Genomic DNA, 16,959 nt, shown 5'->3' with positions numbered 1-16,959 from the left:
ATGCCTAGAAAAAAGGCGACTTGATGATAAATATCTGAACAACATAGCTGAACAAGATCACAAAGGTAGCAAGTTAAAGATAATCCTACGTAGTCTGGCTGCAAGCAACCAGACTACGATTACAACAAAAATCAATATTAAACCGCTAATTCTGCGCCATTAGGAGGAGAAAGAACGTCATCGTTCGCAACCACCCTAACTGTATTTTTCTCCAACAGCTCACTAAAACCCAAAGCACAAAAAACAATCAGCAAAGTACCTACTGTTGAAAAACAAAGAATACTGTCGGTAAACCCCCCAAAACAAAAAGCCACTAAAATACCCAGAGGTATAGGCCTGGTTTCCTTACTCAACTGAAATATGGTAATAAACAAAGTACCAATAAAAAGAAGTAATAGCGTAATACCAATTATTCCGTGTTCAGCAAGAGTCAACCAATATTGACTGTGTGGATCATTGAGTTTTCGGTCCCATGCCGGAACAGGCTGGTCGCGAGCATAGCTGTATTTAAAGGCACCAGTTCCCACCCCAATAAGTGGATGCTGATTAAATAAAGAGTGGGCGTAATCATGAAACTGCACCCTAAAACCCAAGGAAGTATTCTCTTCATGCTGTTGCAAAAACTTAATGTCGCTGATTAATGCCGCGGTTCTTACTTGCATCAATGGGCTAGCTAGATAAATTAATCCGATTGCAGCACAAAACAAAGTAAAGCCAATCATCGCCTTTTTCAGCGGTAATTTTTGTACCAAGAGTAACGAGATTAACAGACCATATACGACATAACCAGTACGACCAGTATTAAGAAAAAAGATTTGGTAACTACCCAAAGCAACCATAAATAAATAATAAGCACGTAACCATTTATTAAGATGCGCTTCAAAGGATAAGATACCGGCAAAATAAACTGCTAAGGCAACCATAAATCCCGTAGCAATGTGATTATGAAAGACTTCACCAGTGTCCTCCATATTATTAATGGTCACAAGCCCTTTTTGCTTTAAGAAGGAAACAAAACAGGTCACAATCATAATGGCAAAATAAGCATTAAATGCCCATCTCCTGGTTTTAGGATTAATAAAACCAACCGCAAGAATAGGCAAGTAAATTAATTTTAAGTATTTATCAGTCATACTTAAGCGCATCGAGAATGGCGCATCAGACCAGAAACAAGCAAGAACAACATAAGCAAAGAAAACAAGCCCTACACGAGCCCATAACGTATTAAACGCGTCGAACAAATGCTTTCTATAGTGTGGTATAAAGAGTATTGCAGTTAAACAAAATACAGAACTAATAGACTTTAAACTGGCACTAATAGGAATACAAAATACAAACAAAACAAGAAAAAAAGAAACAATTAAAACACTTTTTTCTTCGGATAAAATACGTTTCACACTACATCCTCTTTAATTTTTGCTAAATTAGGTAATTGGTCTATATTGCAGTCTTGATATAATTGCTTAATTCCTCGATAAAAAGTACCTTGCGCATTAAAGACCGCAAATAAAAATCCTACTTTACCATCTAAGAAACCGCGTTGTAATATATAACATCGAAAAAACATCCACGTAGTACTTGCCAAAGTCTTTATAAAACTGGGACTTCTTTTCTTTGAGATGTATGTTTTTGCACTGTACGATGAATATTTATTCATCTTATAAAGCGCATGACTAACATCTTTAAATGAATGATGCATAATAGCGTTTTTGAGTTTTCCTATCCGAGCACCCTCAGGAAGAATGATTTTTTCATGAACAATATCGGTACTAAAATGTGCATTAACACGCTTAAACAAGCGTGCATGCCGTTTAGGACTGGATGAATAGTTTAAAGGTTGATCATAAAAATTCATTCGGATAGCAATACGAAAAGCATCAGCAGAATCAGAAGCTATAGCCTGAAGTAACTCCTGCTGCAATCGCTCGCTGACCGCTTCGTCCGCGTCAAGATTTAATACCCAATCTCCTGTCGCCTTTGATAAAGCTCTTTGCTTTTGTGCCCCGTAACCAGGCCAGTCTGTTGAAAAAACATGCTCTGTATATTCTTTCGCTATGGCTACAGTATTATCAGTACTCCCGGAATCCAGAACTATTATTTCATCAGCAAACTTTACTGATTCAAGGCACCGTCTTATATTTCGTTCTTCATTCTTAGCAATTATTATTACAGTCAATGCCATTTAAACAACACCCTCTCTATGATCATGGCTATCAAAATGCAATTTGCCGTCTTTAACCTTTAAGGTTACATGACCACCATGCATTAATTTACCAAATAAAAGCTCATCAGCAAGTGGCTTCTTCACATTTTCTTGGATTAATCGCGCCATAGGACGGGCACCCATTGCTTTATCGTACCCATGTTCTATTAACCATTCACGAGCCATTTTATCAACATTAAAGCTCACACCTTTATGACTTAATTGCTCATCCAGTTCCATAATGAATTTATCAACAACCAGGCCTATAGTTACTGAATCTAATGGAGCAAAGTTGATAATCGCATCAAGTCTGTTCCTAAACTCAGGGCTGAATTGTTTCTTAATCACTTCCAAACCATCGTTAGTATTGTCTTGAGCTGAAAAACCAATGGAGTTACGCACCAATTCACTTGCACCAGCATTCGATGTCATCACCAAAATAATATGTCTGAAATCGGCTTGACGACCATTTGTATCGGTTAAGGTACCATGATCCATAATCTGTAACAGCAAGTTAAAGACATCTGGATGTGCTTTCTCAATTTCGTCAAGCAATAACACTGCATGCGGATTTTTAGTGACTGCTTCTGTAAGTAAACCACCTTGGTCATAACCGACATATCCTGGAGGTGCACCAATTAAACGAGAAACAGTATGTTTTTCCATATATTCAGACATATCAAAACGCAGTAATTCAATGCCTAAAACATTAGCTAACTGTCTGGTTACTTCGGTTTTTCCTACCCCAGTTGGGCCGGCAAACAAGAAACATCCTACCGGTTTTTGTGGTTCTCTCAGTCCAGAACGCCCTAATTTAATTGCAGAAGATAAAGCAGTAATCGCTTGATCTTGTCCATAAACTAAGAGTTTTAAATCACGCTCTAAGTTACGTAATGTATCTTTATCTCGTGCAGAGACTTTCTTAATGGGGATACGTGCAATTTTTGCGACCACACTCTCAATTTCAGTTACGCTGATAATTTTCTTGCGCTTACTAGCCGTTAATAAATTTTGATAAGCACCTGCTTCATCAACTACATCAATTGCCTTATCCGGTAAAAAGCGGTCATTAATGTATTTAGCAGATAATTCAGCGGCTGCCTTAAGAGCAGGAATAGTGAACTTCACACCATGATGCTCTTCCAACCGTCCTTTTAATCCTTTTAATATTTCAAAAGTTTCGTCAATGGAAGGCTCAGGAATATCAATTTTTTGGAAGCGTCGTGCCAAGGCTCTGTCTTTTTCAAAAATACCACGGTATTCCTGATAAGTGGTTGAACCAATGCATTTTAACTCGCCATTTGCCAATAAAGGCTTAATTAGGTTCGATGCATCCATAACCCCCCCTGAAGCGGCTCCCGCACCAATGATGGTATGAATTTCATCGATAAATAAAACGGCTCCTTCTTGCTGTCCTAATTGTTTTAATACTGCTTTTAAACGTTTTTCAAAGTCACCACGATATTTGGTTCCAGCAAGTAAAGCACCTAAATCAAGTGAGTACACGACACAATCACGAATGGCCTCTGGTATTTCACCATCAACAATGCGTCGCGCTAATCCTTCAGCAATTGCAGTTTTACCCACGCCCGCCTCACCAACAAGCAAGGGATTATTTTTTCTACGACGGCATAAGACCTGTATGGTACGTTGAACTTCTTCATGACGTCCGATTAAAGGATCAATCTTGCCTTGTTTTGCCCGTTTGTTTAGATTTGTGCAATAGCTTTCTAGAGGAGATTCATTACCCTCGGAGGAACCCATGTCTTCATCCATAGATGAATTCATGTTTTCATGCATATCATTATTTTGATATTTAGATACACCATGGGAAATGTAATTAATTACATCCAGACGTGTAATATTTTCACGACGCAAGAAATAGACCGCTTGACTTTCTTGCTCGCTAAAAATTGCTGCGAGTACGTTAGCACCGGTTACCTCTGTTTTCCCAGCTGATTGCACGTGAAATACAGCACGTTGCAAGACGCGTTGAAAACCAAGTGTGGGTTGAGTTTCCCTATCTAGTTCATCTTCAGGAATTCTGGGCGTAGTTTCATCAATGAATTCAATCAAGTCACGACGCAAGGCTTCAATGTTTGCATCACAAGCCTGCAATACGTTACCTGCTGCAGGGTTATCAAGCAATGACAACAATAAATGCTCAACAGTCATAAACTCATGACGTTTTTCTTTTGCTTCCTTGAAAGCAAGATTCAAGGTGAATTCAAGTTCTTTGTTTAACATTGTCGTTGCTCCTCTTCAGCCCACAACAAATTATTCCGGTTCCATGCTAGATAGCAATGGGTGCTGATTCATTCTGGCATACTCGTTTACCAGAGCTACTTTTGTTTCTGCTATATCGCGTGTAAATACACCACACACGCCCTTTCCTTGAATGTGAACCTGTAACATCACCTGAACGGCCATTTCCTCACTAAGATGAAAAAAGTGCTTCAACACATCTACTACAAAATCCATTGGTGTATAATCATCATTGAGCAAGACCACTCTGTACTTTCTTGGCAATTTATTCTCTGTGCGAACTTCCGGTTCAGCGACCTTATGCCTGACAATTTCCTCGATGTTTTGCCCACTCATAACATACAACCTCTTACTATTTTTATAGACTCCCCACACGCATTTGGCCAGTAAAATCAGCTAATTTTAATGAAAAAGTTAGTCTTTGGGATAATCAAAAACATATTGATTAGATCCCTTCCATGAAAATGGACGACATCTATCCACCATTTTATTAGCTTCATATAAAAATGTAGGCTGGTTTAATGACCACACCGCATCATCAATCAGTCACAACAATGGTTACCAGAGCGATTGTTGGGCTTTTACAGCCCAACCTACATTATAGACGTTAATGCGTTTGCATTTGGGGTAGAGCAATTACATATGTTTAATCATTTCATCAGCAAAGCCAGAGCTGCTAACTAATGTAGCTCCTTCCATACCACGTTCAAAATCATAAGTAACTGTTTTGGCTTCAATTGCGCCTTCCATGCCTTTAATAATCAAATCAGCAGCTTCATGCCACCCCATATAGCGCAACATCATTTCAGCAGAAAGAATAATTGATCCTGGATTGACTCTGTTTTGACCTGCATATTTGGGAGCAGTTCCGTGCGTTGCTTCAAACACCGCAATGTTGTCGCTTAGGTTAGCGCCTGGAGCAATACCAATACCACCCACTTGAGCAGCTAAAGCATCAGAAATATAATCACCATTTAAGTTTAACGTAGCAATAACACTGTACTCTTCTGGTCTTAAAAGAATTTGTTGCAAGAATGCATCAGCTATCACATCATTAATGATAATTTGCTTGCCTGTTTTGGGATTCTTAAACTCCATCCAAGGACCACCTTGGTATTCTTTAGCACCAAAAACATCACGTGCTACTTGGTAGCCCCAATCTTTGAACGCCCCTTCAGTAAACTTCATAATGTTACCTTTATGCACAAAGGTTACTGTTTGACGATCATTGTCAATGGCATATTGAATCGCTGCTTTTACTAAACGCGTTGTTCCTTCTTTAGAAACAGGCTTAATACCGATACCACAATGCTCTGGAAAACGAATCTTGGTAACACCCATTTCATTTCTTAAAAAATCAATTATTTTTTTCGCATCAGGAGTATCTGCTTGCCACTCAATACCGGCGTAGATGTCTTCTGAATTTTCTCTAAAAATAACCATATCCGTTTTCCAAGGCTCTCTGACCGGACTTGGGACACCAGGAAAATAACGGATAGGACGCATGCAATTATACAGATCCAATTGTTGACGAATTGCTACGTTTAATGAGCGAATACCCCCACCAACTGGCGTAGTTAAAGGACCCTTAATCGAAACAACATATTTTTTCAGAGCCTCTAAAGTTTCTTTAGGCAGCCATTGATCAGCACCATATACTTTAGTTGCTTTTTCACCGGCATAAACTTCCATCCAAGAAATTTTTTTCTGATGGCCATAAGCTTTTTCTACCGCAGCATCAACAACCTTAATCATAGGCGGTGTGACATCAACACCAATACCATCGCCTTCGATAAACGGAATAATCGGATTATTGGGTACACGAAGAGACTGATCAGCGGCAACTGTAATAGCTTCACCTTGTGAAGGCACTTTGATTTTATCGTAGGTCATTGACAACTCCGTAAATTTTAAAGACATCAATAATAGCACGTGGCAACTTGGAATCCCAAGTCCATTTGCGCTAAATTAATGGGAATAATTCATAGATGTCTTAAGTTTAGGCGTGCTGCAACATTTTAATCTGTTCAAGCAGCTGATCATAACCTGCTTCAACATTGATGTACTCATTTTTAGCTAGATAAATAGATAAGGAACCATCGTCAGTAGCGGAATTTTTTTGCAAAATTCCGTTATAACCTTTACTCTTCAAACGCAGAAAATCACTGATTTTAGTAACTAAATAAAAATTGCGGTAATAATTTCGTGGCAACATATGAATTGCTTGCGCATCGCGTTCAAGTGGATTTCCTGGTAAATAATCTTTAAGTGAGTAAGATGAATTATTATGCACAGCAACCACTTTGCCTGCGGGTAAAAGTTGTTTGATTTTTTCAGCTAATTTTCTAACTTCTTTATGGGCTTCAGGACTGTATTGACTTAGAGTGGCAAGCGTTTTTTTAATGCCATTATCTGTGAAAATGCGATTGGGATCAAATTCATAGCGCGTCTGGTTTAAATGAAATACTATATTACGACCGCCAGAATGCACAAGCGTAATAAGACTCCCCCCTTCTTGCTTAATAACTGCTTGTGCAGCTTTTAAAGCAGTTTGTTCATTATGATGTACATGAATAAAGGTCTTACCTCGACCTAGCATATGCATAATCTCTACTTTTTCATCACCAACCATCACAATATGGTTCATTGCATAAGCGAATTGACAAAAAAACAACAAAACTAACAAACAATATTTCATGAATAATAGCCACTATGAAACACAAATTGTGCAGCATTGTATAATAATTGCTCTACGAACACAACTTATCAAAATAAACATACTGAGAAGATTGCTCCTGATGTCTAATCCTTCTACTATAAGCCCCTTTAAATTTTTTATACGCCATTTTATGTCAGAACTCATTCTATTCAACAAGCCGTTCGCTGTAGTTTGCCAATTTACCGGCGAGAAACATGAGCATACCTTAGCAGAATTTATTGATAAACCCGATTTTTATGCAGCAGGACGTTTGGACAAAAACAGTGAGGGCTTGTTATTATTAACCAATGATGGTGCATTGCAGCATCAGTTAACCCATCCTAAATTCAATAAGAAAAAATATTATTGGGTGCAGGTTGAAGGCATCCCTACTGCTGCTGATTTAGAACCACTAAAAAAAGGATTAGTTCTTAAAGACATCACCTTTTTACCCGCTGAAGTACGCTGTATTGAGGAACCCGCACTATGGCCACGTACCCCCCCGGTTCGCTTCCGACAAAGCATTCCAACCAGTTGGTTAGAAATCATCCTAAGAGAAGGCAAAAATCATCAAGTACGCCGAATGACAGCAGCGATGGGCTTCCCGACGCTAAGATTAGTACGACATCGGATTGGCGATTGGCAGCTTGGCGACTTGCAGCCTGGTGAATTTAGAGTAACGCAGCAATTATCTAAAACAGCCCCTAAGAACCGGCGCTGAGGCAAAGTAAGTTCACCGATAAACTAAACGAGTTAACAAAGTATCCTCGCCAAGTAAACGAATCCACGGCCAGAGAAACATACCTATTATTGCACTCGCTATGGGCATAAATAAGCTGTAATGAAAGCCTAACAAGGCAGAAATCAACGCAATAATCGCTTGATATAACAAGCAAAAAAAGCCAACTAAAAAGATTTGCTGCATCATAGAAAAAAATTGGAACCGTCGTGATTTACCAGAAGCAATCCAAGTGACGAAAAGAAGTGCAAAGGAATGTTCGCCGATCACAGTGGCCAGCAATACATCCAACAACAATCCAACAAATAACAAGGTAGTTTGATTAAAATTCCCTGGCAAAAAGTACTCGATATAAAGAACCAGTAATAAAACCCACGGCGGCCTAAAATCGGCGATTAACTCAGGCATGGGTAATATAGATAAGATTAAGGAGATTACGAAGCCCAAGGTTAAGCGTATGCGAAGATTCTTCATCACATCATCTCCTTAGCATTCAAACGCTTGTTAATTTGCACGGTTAACTGCTCTTGTTCTTTGTCTGGCCAAATTAAGAGTACCAACCGATTGCGATTCAGAAGTGCGACCGGGCTGACTTTGACCTTAACAAAATCCTCCCCTGGGATACTGCTAACCTGCTCTACCTTGCCAACAGGATATCCTTCAGGATATCGATGGTCTAAACCTGAAGTAACCAATACATCGCCCGGATGGATGGAGGAGGTCTTAGGTAAATTAATTAAGAACAAGCGCTCGATATCATTAGTGCCAATAAGAATTGCACGCTCACCGGTGCGATTATTTCTTACCGGAACAGCACTTTTAGAATCAGAAATAAGTAATACGGTACTCGTTAAAGGCCCTACATCGACTATTTGCCCCATGACACCTTTAGCATCCAAAATTGGTTGTCCAACATAGACCCCATCACGCTTACCTTTGTTTAATACAACAACCTGGCGGGAATTGCTGGTATCAACAGCGAGGATCTGCGCCGCCATAGCACTCATATTGGCTTGAGCGGACGTTTGCAATAACTCTTTAAGCTGGGAATTTTCTTTTTGGATAACCAAAAGCTTTTGTAATTCAGCTTCCAGCCATTGCTTGCTGGTAACGCAAGCGCATATTTTCATCAATCAGTGCTTTTTTTGCACTAACCAATGATTGCACCCAGCCAACAACGCGTACAGGATAATCAACAGCGTATTGCAACGGGGCAACAATGAATGAGAAACCACTACGTACACTATCTAAATAACGGTAATGGTAATCAGAAAACATTAAAAAAACAGACAAAAGAAGAGCCAACACAAATCCAATTGGATTGTGTCCACCCTTGCTAAATAATCTGTTATGAGCATTACTCTGTTGAGAGGAAATCACCGCCACGTAAGTCCATGGTTTCTAAAGCTTTACCACCACCACGTGCAACACAGGTCAATGGATCTTCAGCAATTAATACAGGTAGACCGGTTTCTTCCATCAGTAAGGCATCAATATTCTTCAACAATGCGCCACCGCCAGTCAAGATCATACCACGTTCAGCAATATCCGCTGCTAATTCAGGTGGAGCTAATTCTAATGCAGCACGCACTGCGCCAACAATACCTGATAAAGGTTCTTGTAAAGCTTCTAAAATTTCAGCACTCGTCAGAATAAAGCTACGCGGAACACCCTCTGCAAGATTTCTTCCACGCACTTCAATTTCAAATAAATCGCGGCTTGGGAACGCAGAGCCAATTTCATGCTTAATACGCTCAGCCGTTGTTTCACCAATTAGTGTACCATAGTTACGACGCACATAAGAGACAATTGCATCATCAAATTTGTCACCACCAATACGCACTGATTGATGATACACGATACCACTTAAAGAGATAATGGCTACTTCAGTAGTACCACCACCGATATCGACAACCATGGAACCACTGGCTTCTTCCACTGGCATTCCAGAACCCAAGGCAGCTGCCATTGGTTCTTCAATAAGAAATACTTCACGCGCACCAGCACCCATCGCAGACTCACGAATAGCACGACGTTCAACTTGTGTTGAACCACAAGGAACGCAAACCAAAACACGTGGGCTGGGTCGTAAAAATTTATTTTCGTGAACTTTATGAATGAAATGCTGGAGCATTTTTTCCGTAACAAAAAAATCCGCAATAACACCATCTTTCATCGGTCTGATCGCATTAATGTTGCCAGGAGTTCTTCCAAGCATACGCTTTGCTTCAAGACCCACGGCTGCAACGCGTTTTTGACCTGACTCACTACGCAAAGCAACTACCGATGGCTCATTAAGGACAATACCCTTATCTCTTACATAAATCAATGTGTTCGCGGTTCCCAGATCAATTGACAAATCATTGGAAAACACGCCTCTTAGTTTCCTGAACATAAGCAGCACTACCCCGTTCTTTTTTGTGCGTTACTTTATACTAAATTTGCGTAAAAATCGACAGTTCTGGAATAACAATTTTAAATAACGCAGTAAATTTTTGACAAAACACCAATCAACAGTTGCATCTCGATAATATTGACATCAACCCACCTAATTATTGTTTATTTTTTGATAAACCAGGCAACAAATACTACACTTCGAATTATTATCCATTCTTTCTGTTTTTAGGGGGATTTAACGTGCCATCAAAAAAAGAGATACAAGACACATACAGTATCGCTCAAGCCAAAACAGACAAATGGAAAAAAATACACGAAAGCTTGGCAACGACTAAAGACCACTTACCTACATCTGTTGTTATGGCTGTAGAAGAAATAATAATTAACCAAGTAAAGTTTGTTACTGACATGCAGCGTTTAAATAATATGTTGGTTATTTTACGTGCTCATGTTACTGAACATGGTGATGGCGAGAAAAAAATGCAATTGGCTATTCTTAATAACTATCTAACCAAATTAGATGGATTACTGGAAAGTTATGCGGCATTACCCGATCCACTAGCATCAATTAACGACCAAGGTATGGGAGCCACTCCCGAAGAACTGATAGAACAGCTATGTACAAAACTTAATCGGCCCGAATTAAAAAAACTTATGTCACAACTTGGCGATTTAGCCGATGATCAAATGAAAATTAATGATATATATCGTACCTATCAACAAGATTTATTAAAATTAACAACCTACAATCAAGAAAGAACCAGCGACATTATGCTAAATAACAAAGGATGGTCTACTCAACAACGGCAAATTCCAGACTTTACTATTATGCCTGTGCAAAATTTGCCAAGAATCTATATGCCAATAGAAGAGCTACAAAACAAACTTGCTAGCTTTCAATCCAAGGAACCAGACTACCATCTTGCAGCAAATGAGAAGCCAACAAAATCTAATCCCGCGCTCCAAAGGTTAATAAAACTAGCAGATACAGGCGTTGCAAATGCAAAAAATAATGTCCACGAATACAATAACAAGATAAAAGCGGCTCAAATAGCGGAAGAAGAGTTCAATGACTTTCCAGCCGAAATGAAAATAACACAGAAACAAACAGGTATGTTAAGAAATATTTTATCTATTAATATCAATACGCCATTACAAAAAGAGAATCAGGCCACTACTACTTTTTTTGCGGAATATTTAAAAACGGCTTTAGCTAAAACCTACCCTCAAATATTTAACTTAAATATTCAGGGAGGGATTGATGTTACTCTTCCCTCAGACAATTCGAATTATGCCAACATTCACAAGGCATTAGGCTATGATTTACAAAAATTAAGCTTAACTGGAGCCGCAACATTAGCAATTGATCCTGCAAAATTTGATGCGCAAACATTAGATAACTTATATCAAAAAGACCCAAACCCCCTTTGGCTTGTTTTAAAAAGCACAAAACCTATTAGTTCAAATTTTACTGCAGAACAAAAAATTCAAGCATACGTAGAACTTGCCCACGCATTTAAGGACAAAAAAATTGGGGCTACAGGTAAATATCTAGCAGCCTATAATCTAGCTCAAGCTGCCTTAGCTGTAGCTCAAGAACATCCAGAGCAAAACACGAAATTTACTGCAGAATTTGGTCCTGAAAGTACTTTAGGTAAGTGGATAATTGGTAAAACGAAGACTAAAGATGATAAAAATTTAGTAAAAAATAATTTAACCTTCTCTTTAGTGAAGCGTGAAGCTGACTATGATGAGACTCCAAGTTTCATATCCACAACCACGACTCATAGCGCTCTATCATCGTCGCAAAGCGCTCACAGCGACTCAGATGTATTTGCCTCCGATGAAGAAACTAGTAATGAGGAATATGATGAAGATAATGAACATGCTGTGCAGCAGCAAAAAACCATAATATCCGATGCGATCCCCTTACCCGAATCGCAAACACAAAGCCCCGCAATACCCCATGTAGAACCACCACATAACCCAGCAATTACACGTACTAATTTCAAGGCAGCTATAGCAAGTATTAAAGAAAATAATGAGCACGTGAAAAAACAGATGCCAGATGAACCTAAACCAATTATGGATACGCAAAAAATTATGCGTGGTAAACAAAGCTACTTATTAACACAAGGGCTTAATAAGCTAAGTGTAAATACTGAGGAATTAAATAAATTAAAAGAGCAAATACACAAAGCAGAAACACCTGAAGAATTACAACCTCTAGAGGATAAAGTTTTAGCCATCATTAAAATATCCCAAGCGGTTAATACAGTTACAGAAGGTCTTAGGAGACGCAAAGATTTTTTTAAAGATATTTTTTCCTCATCTTCAGAGAAAAAAGCAGATGAAATTTCATCTGCTTTTGCAAAACTAACCCTGGATGAAAAAGCTGAATTAGGTAAATACAGCGAGCAAACCATACAGGAAAAATTAGATAAAAAAGAAAATACAAATATTGGCAAATTTCTTGAAACAATCAATCTCAACCGTGCATATCTGTTTCAAAAAAATGAAACAACAAGCTTCAAACACTTTAAAGAACAATTTAAAGAGATTAAAACAATTAAAGAAGAGGCGGATGTCGCATCAGAGCAAAGGAACCATGGAACTAAATTATAGGGCTAAAGCAATCCTCTTATTGAGCAATAAGAGGATGCTGCAAATTAGGGTCTGTTGCCATTTTGGCTCAACCTAGTGAAATGGCAACAGACCCTAGTTTAATTAATAACAAAAACCTCATTTAATTTCTCGCGATTAGCCGCCATAAAATGTTGGCCAATGCCTTTAACTTCAGCAAGTTCTTCGATTGATTTAAACCCCTGGTGACTATCACGATAAGCAATAATCGCATCAGCACGTTTCTTTCCGATTCCTTTAAATGAACCAGTAAGTGATGATGCATCTGCTTTATTGAGATCTATTTTATTGGTGGCAACAACGGTTTGCTTTTCAGGTGCTTTTTTAGGGCTAGCGCTCGCATGAGCAGGAAGAATTGCTATAGATAATGCCAATGCAGCGGCAATGAATGGTACTACTTTCATAAATTTCTCCTAATTGTTGGACTAAATGGCTCATTCCGGAGCCAGAGAAAGTATCCCAATATTTTGAGAGTCTGTCGAGAAATTTTTTAATTATTTTTCAAGCAGTAAATTGAACCGTAAGATTGCGCCCAACTTACTGCTTAGGCAAAAAAATTATGCCGCCTTATGCAGCACATAAGCAACGCAGGCAGTCAGTTTCTTAACCATATCCAAATGCAAGAATTCATTAGGACCATGCGCATTAGAATGAGGGCCTAACACCCCAGTAATCATAAATTGTGCATCAGGGAATTTTTCGCCCAACATCCCCATAAATGGAATAGTTCCTCCCTCCCCCATATATGCTGCTGGTTTGCCGTAATAAGTTTTCGAGGCTTCATCCGCAGCCTGTTCCAACCAGGAAGAAAGTTTTGGTGCATTCCAACCTTGGGAGCCATCACCAACACTAAAACTTACTTTTGCATTATAAGGTGGAGATTGGGTTAACGTTTCATGAATCACTGCAGCAGCCATTTTAGGATTTACTAAAGGAGGAAGACGCATAGATAGTTTCAGTGAGGTTAACGGGCGCATTACATTACCGGCATTGGCTATAGTTGGGAATCCGTTGGCGCCAGTTACCGTTAATGCAGGACGCCAGGTTCTATTTAAAATCAATTGTTGTTTATCCAAAGTTACAGGTTCAACACCCTCATACCAAGGAAATTCACTATAAACCAGATCACCTAAAGCTTCCGCACAATGATGCGCCTGTTTTTTTCGTTCGTCAGGAATATCACAATGTAATTGCGCTAACGTCACTTCGCCAGTCGCTTCATCTTCAAGACGACTAATTAATTGTCGCGCTACGCGAAAACTATCGGCAACAATACCACTTGCACTTCCAGAGTGCACCCCCTCACTAATCAACTCCACAGATAACTCACCAACCACATTACCGCGTAATGAAGTTGTCATCCACAATTGTTCATAATTACCAGCACCTGAATCAAGGCAAATAACTAATTTAGGTTTACCAATACGTTCTTTTAACAACTCAATATAATAAGGTAAATCATAGCTACCACTTTCTTCGCAGGCTTCAATAATTAAAACACAGCGAGGAAAAGGTAAATCCTGCTCTTCTAATGCCTTAATCGCTGTCAATGAAGCATAGGCAGAATAACCATCATCTGCGGCGCCGCGCCCATATAAGCGTCCATCTTTTAAGACCGGTTTCCATGGATGCAGGTCTTCATGCCATCCTGACATCTCAGGTTGTTTATCCAAATGACCATACATTAAAATGGTTTCATTAATTTGTCCTGGAACTTCCATAAAAAGTAAAGGTGTTCGTCCTTGTAATCGTAGAACCTCTAACTGCATCCCTTTCGGTGCATGAGCTTTACACCAATCAGCAATATGCTCTACTGCCTGGTCCATTAATCCATGCTCTTTCCATTTTGCATCAAAATGGGGCGACTTATTTGGAATTCTAATGTAATCACATAAACTGGGAAGAATCTCTTCCTGCCACTGTTGACAGACAAAATCATACAGCGCTTGGGGATTGAACATGAATTTGCTCCTCAATAATTACCACAATTTGTTCCGTTGCAGATTTAATTTTTAATGCTTTAATTTTATTATTAATCTCACCCTGATTTTTCTCAAGATCGTGCAAGGCAGCTAATAAAGTCACGGCATTCAAGGAGCTGTCATCAATGACGATACTGATACCCAATCCTTGAAAGTATCTGGCATTTTGAATTTGATCCCCACGACTAACTTGCGCAGATAAAGGGATTAAAATGTGAGGCTTACCTAAAGCCAAGATTTCATAAAGTGAGTTCGCGCCAGCCCGTGAAACAACTATGGAAGCAGCGGCCAATAAGTCAGCTAACTCATCATTAGCATACTCAAATTGCTTATAACCTTCGACGCCATTAAGTGAGGCATCGACCTTGCCTTTGCCACACAAATGAATCACTTGGTAATCTTTAGTTAACTGCGGTAAAGCTTCTCTAATGCTGTGATTAATGGAACCAGCACCTAAGCTACCGCCAATAACCAGTAAACATGGCTTCACTAGATTAAAACCACAGAGTTCCAGCCCCTTAGTGCCACTGCCAGTAAATAATTGTTCCCGAATAGGGGTACCAGTTACTTTGATTTTATCTTGTGTTTTAAAGTGCTTTTTGCCCGCATCAAAGGTCAAACAGATTTTGTTAACAAAAGGAAAACATAAACGATTCGCAAGACCAGGACTCATATCTGATTCGTGAGCTACCACCGGAATACGGTTTAACCATGCCCCAACCACTACCGGAAAGGCAACAAATCCACCCTTTGAAAAAACCACATCTGGCTTTAACTTATTAAGCAGGAAAAAAGATTGCACAATACCAAGCACTATTTTAAAGGGATCAAGTAAATTTTTAACACTCAAATAACGTCGTAATTTACCACTACTAATGGCATAAAAGGGGATTCCTAGAGGCTTAATCATCTCTTTTTCAATGCCGTTAGCAGAGCCAACGTAAGTAACTTCCCAGCCTTTATGGCTAAATTCACGAATTAATGCCATATTCGGCGCAACATGACCCGCAGTTCCTCCACCGGTAAAAACGATACTTGGCATCATAAAATAGTCCTAATTAATAAGCTTAAGTCGATGGCCTGAATTGATTTAGTAATAGCACCAACGGAAATGAAATCAACACCTAATTTTGCTACATCAGCAATACTTTCCAGAGTAATTCCCCCTGAGGCTTCTAAATCACAGTGTGTGGACTGATTTATTCTGACCGCCTCGACAAGCATTTCCTGATTAAAATTATCCAGTAATATTCGATCAGGTCCTGCGGCAAGAGCTTCTTTTAACTCATGCAAAGTTTCCACTTCAATCTCAACTAAAACATTATGATGAGATTGTCTTGCCAAAGTAATGGCCTGCGCCACCGAACCACAGGCTTTAATATGATTTTCTTTAATCAAGAATGCGTCATAAAGCCCCATACGATGATTCACTCCGCCCCCACAAGCCACGGCATATTTTTGTGCAACTCTTAAACCAGGCAAGGTTTTTCGGGTATCGAGTAAACGAGTATTCGTTCCTTTAAGTTGCTGAACGTAATGATAAGCCTGCGTTGCTGTTGCAGAAAGGGTTTGTAAAAAATTTAACGCCGTACGTTCTGCAGTTAAAATGCCGCGTGCAGGGCCATGAATACGACACAGAGTAGCCGGTTGAGCAAGCCATTCCCCTTCTGCAACTAACCAAGTAATTTTGATCTGTGAATTAACCTGCTGAAATGCCTCTGTAACCCAAGGTTGGCCGCAAACGAGCATCGGTTCACGCGAAATAATTTCGGCTTCCGCCACTTGCTGCTCCGGTAATAAAGCTGCGGTTACATCGCCGGTTCCTATATCCTCGTGCAATGCTCGTGTTACATCCTGTTTTGCTTGTAATAAAATGTTATCCATTGATACGATCCTTTTTTTCCTGAGCTGCATAGCGCGCTTTTAATAATGGTGGCGCAATAAATGTAGTAATCAAAACCATTAAAACAATTGCCGAAAATAAATCATCAGAAATCACACCTATAGTACGACCAATAGAGGCAAAAACTAA

General features: G+C 39.3%; 16 protein-coding genes. 2 read left to right on the top strand and 14 right to left on the bottom strand.

The genetic code is table 11. From position 1 onward, the window contains the following. Nucleotides 1–137: 137 nt before the first annotated feature. The 6 genes from LDG_RS01400 to LDG_RS01375 all read right to left on the bottom strand — a co-directional run bounded on the left by LDG_RS01400 (nucleotide 138) and on the right by LDG_RS01375 (nucleotide 7,166). A complete protein-coding gene (locus LDG_RS01400; protein WP_006869302.1) occupies nucleotides 138–1,397 on the bottom strand; it encodes an O-antigen ligase family protein in 1,260 nt (419 codons plus the stop codon). Beyond that, entirely contained in the window at nucleotides 1,394–2,182 is a 789-nt protein-coding gene (locus LDG_RS01395) for a glycosyltransferase family 2 protein (protein ID WP_006869301.1), read from the bottom strand. Before LDG_RS01395 ends, LDG_RS01400 begins: the two co-directional genes overlap by 4 nt. Beyond that, a complete protein-coding gene (gene clpA, locus LDG_RS01390) occupies nucleotides 2,183–4,450 on the bottom strand; it encodes an ATP-dependent Clp protease ATP-binding subunit ClpA (protein ID WP_006869300.1) in 2,268 nt (755 codons plus the stop codon). A gap of 30 nt (nucleotides 4,451–4,480) precedes the next feature. Continuing rightward, complete coding sequence (clpS, locus tag LDG_RS01385) at nucleotides 4,481–4,804, bottom strand: ATP-dependent Clp protease adapter ClpS (RefSeq protein WP_006869299.1); 324 nt, start codon at nucleotides 4,802–4,804, stop codon at nucleotides 4,481–4,483. A 300-nt stretch (nucleotides 4,805–5,104) separates the two neighbouring features. Continuing rightward, nucleotides 5,105–6,361: an NADP-dependent isocitrate dehydrogenase gene (gene icd / locus LDG_RS01380; protein ID WP_006869297.1), complete on the bottom strand. Its 1,257-nt coding sequence runs from the start codon at nucleotides 6,359–6,361 to the stop codon at nucleotides 5,105–5,107. Nucleotides 6,362–6,467: 106 nt separating this feature from the next. Then, nucleotides 6,468–7,166 carry a protein tyrosine phosphatase gene (locus LDG_RS01375; RefSeq protein WP_199484632.1) on the bottom strand — a complete coding sequence of 233 codons (699 nt, stop codon included), beginning with the start codon at nucleotides 7,164–7,166 and terminating at the stop codon, nucleotides 6,468–6,470. 151 nt (nucleotides 7,167–7,317) lie between these two features. Between LDG_RS01375 and LDG_RS01370 the strand changes: the two genes are divergently transcribed. Further along, nucleotides 7,318–7,887 carry a pseudouridine synthase gene (locus LDG_RS01370; RefSeq protein WP_006869294.1) on the top strand — a complete coding sequence of 190 codons (570 nt, stop codon included), beginning with the start codon at nucleotides 7,318–7,320 and terminating at the stop codon, nucleotides 7,885–7,887. A gap of 12 nt (nucleotides 7,888–7,899) precedes the next feature. On the opposite strand, the gene mreD is transcribed toward LDG_RS01370, so the two are convergent. The 4 genes from mreD to LDG_RS01355 all read right to left on the bottom strand — a co-directional run bounded on the left by mreD (nucleotide 7,900) and on the right by LDG_RS01355 (nucleotide 10,300). After that, a complete protein-coding gene (gene mreD, locus LDG_RS01365) occupies nucleotides 7,900–8,379 on the bottom strand; it encodes a rod shape-determining protein MreD (RefSeq protein ID WP_006869293.1) in 480 nt (159 codons plus the stop codon). Further along, complete coding sequence (gene mreC, locus LDG_RS01360) at nucleotides 8,379–9,035, bottom strand: rod shape-determining protein MreC (RefSeq protein WP_006869292.1); 657 nt, start codon at nucleotides 9,033–9,035, stop codon at nucleotides 8,379–8,381. The genes mreD and mreC overlap by 1 nt, the downstream gene beginning before the upstream one ends. After that, nucleotides 8,989–9,198 (bottom strand): hypothetical protein, encoded by a 210-nt coding sequence (locus tag LDG_RS19975; RefSeq protein ID WP_233491390.1) that lies wholly within the window; start codon nucleotides 9,196–9,198, stop codon nucleotides 8,989–8,991. The genes mreC and LDG_RS19975 overlap by 47 nt, the downstream gene beginning before the upstream one ends. A gap of 64 nt (nucleotides 9,199–9,262) precedes the next feature. After that, nucleotides 9,263–10,300 (bottom strand): rod shape-determining protein, encoded by a 1,038-nt coding sequence (locus tag LDG_RS01355; protein ID WP_040534080.1) that lies wholly within the window; start codon nucleotides 10,298–10,300, stop codon nucleotides 9,263–9,265. Nucleotides 10,301–10,542: 242 nt separating this feature from the next. Here LDG_RS01355 and LDG_RS01350 point away from each other — a divergent pair, with 242 nt between their 5' ends. Then, nucleotides 10,543–12,927, top strand: coding sequence for a hypothetical protein (locus LDG_RS01350; RefSeq protein WP_006869289.1), 2,385 nt, complete (start codon nucleotides 10,543–10,545; stop codon nucleotides 12,925–12,927). A gap of 98 nt (nucleotides 12,928–13,025) precedes the next feature. On the opposite strand, the gene LDG_RS01345 is transcribed toward LDG_RS01350, so the two are convergent. The 4 genes from LDG_RS01345 to nadC all read right to left on the bottom strand — a co-directional run bounded on the left by LDG_RS01345 (nucleotide 13,026) and on the right by nadC (nucleotide 16,811). Further along, nucleotides 13,026–13,349: a ComEA family DNA-binding protein gene (locus LDG_RS01345; RefSeq protein ID WP_006869288.1), complete on the bottom strand. Its 324-nt coding sequence runs from the start codon at nucleotides 13,347–13,349 to the stop codon at nucleotides 13,026–13,028. 153 nt (nucleotides 13,350–13,502) lie between these two features. Next, a complete protein-coding gene (locus tag LDG_RS01340; protein WP_006869287.1) occupies nucleotides 13,503–14,906 on the bottom strand; it encodes a M20 family metallopeptidase in 1,404 nt (467 codons plus the stop codon). Then, nucleotides 14,881–15,972: an undecaprenyldiphospho-muramoylpentapeptide beta-N-acetylglucosaminyltransferase gene (locus tag LDG_RS01335; RefSeq protein ID WP_006869286.1), complete on the bottom strand. Its 1,092-nt coding sequence runs from the start codon at nucleotides 15,970–15,972 to the stop codon at nucleotides 14,881–14,883. Before LDG_RS01335 ends, LDG_RS01340 begins: the two co-directional genes overlap by 26 nt. Beyond that, complete coding sequence (gene nadC, locus LDG_RS01330) at nucleotides 15,969–16,811, bottom strand: carboxylating nicotinate-nucleotide diphosphorylase (RefSeq protein WP_006869285.1); 843 nt, start codon at nucleotides 16,809–16,811, stop codon at nucleotides 15,969–15,971. The genes LDG_RS01335 and nadC overlap by 4 nt, the downstream gene beginning before the upstream one ends. Nucleotides 16,812–16,959: the final 148 nt, after the last annotated feature.

It is taken from the genome of Legionella drancourtii LLAP12, from assembly GCF_000162755.2.
Classification (GTDB): Bacteria; Pseudomonadota; Gammaproteobacteria; order Legionellales; family Legionellaceae; genus Legionella; species Legionella drancourtii.
The sequence above is the reverse complement of the archived record's forward strand: the minus strand, read 5'-3'. Positions and strand labels throughout refer to the sequence as shown.

Excerpts from the sequence above, each read along its gene's own strand:
- mreC (WP_006869292.1), bottom strand. The coding sequence starts at position 9,035 with ATGAAAATATGCGCTTGCGTTACCAGCAAGCAATGGCTGGAAGCTGAA.
- LDG_RS01395 (WP_006869301.1), bottom strand. The coding sequence starts at position 2,182 with ATGGCATTGACTGTAATAATAATTGCTAAGAATGAAGAACGAAATATA.
- clpS (WP_006869299.1), bottom strand. The coding sequence starts at position 4,804 with ATGAGTGGGCAAAACATCGAGGAAATTGTCAGGCATAAGGTCGCTGAA.
- LDG_RS01370 (WP_006869294.1), top strand. The coding sequence starts at position 7,318 with ATGTCAGAACTCATTCTATTCAACAAGCCGTTCGCTGTAGTTTGCCAA.
- LDG_RS01355 (WP_040534080.1), bottom strand. The coding sequence starts at position 10,300 with ATGTTCAGGAAACTAAGAGGCGTGTTTTCCAATGATTTGTCAATTGAT.
- LDG_RS01345 (WP_006869288.1), bottom strand. The coding sequence starts at position 13,349 with ATGAAAGTAGTACCATTCATTGCCGCTGCATTGGCATTATCTATAGCA.
- LDG_RS01375 (WP_199484632.1), bottom strand. The coding sequence starts at position 7,166 with ATGAAATATTGTTTGTTAGTTTTGTTGTTTTTTTGTCAATTCGCTTAT.
- LDG_RS01340 (WP_006869287.1), bottom strand. The coding sequence starts at position 14,906 with ATGTTCAATCCCCAAGCGCTGTATGATTTTGTCTGTCAACAGTGGCAG.
- icd (WP_006869297.1), bottom strand. The coding sequence starts at position 6,361 with ATGACCTACGATAAAATCAAAGTGCCTTCACAAGGTGAAGCTATTACA.
- clpA (WP_006869300.1), bottom strand. The coding sequence starts at position 4,450 with ATGTTAAACAAAGAACTTGAATTCACCTTGAATCTTGCTTTCAAGGAA.
- nadC (WP_006869285.1), bottom strand. The coding sequence starts at position 16,811 with ATGGATAACATTTTATTACAAGCAAAACAGGATGTAACACGAGCATTG.
- LDG_RS01335 (WP_006869286.1), bottom strand. The coding sequence starts at position 15,972 with ATGATGCCAAGTATCGTTTTTACCGGTGGAGGAACTGCGGGTCATGTT.
- mreD (WP_006869293.1), bottom strand. The coding sequence starts at position 8,379 with ATGAAGAATCTTCGCATACGCTTAACCTTGGGCTTCGTAATCTCCTTA.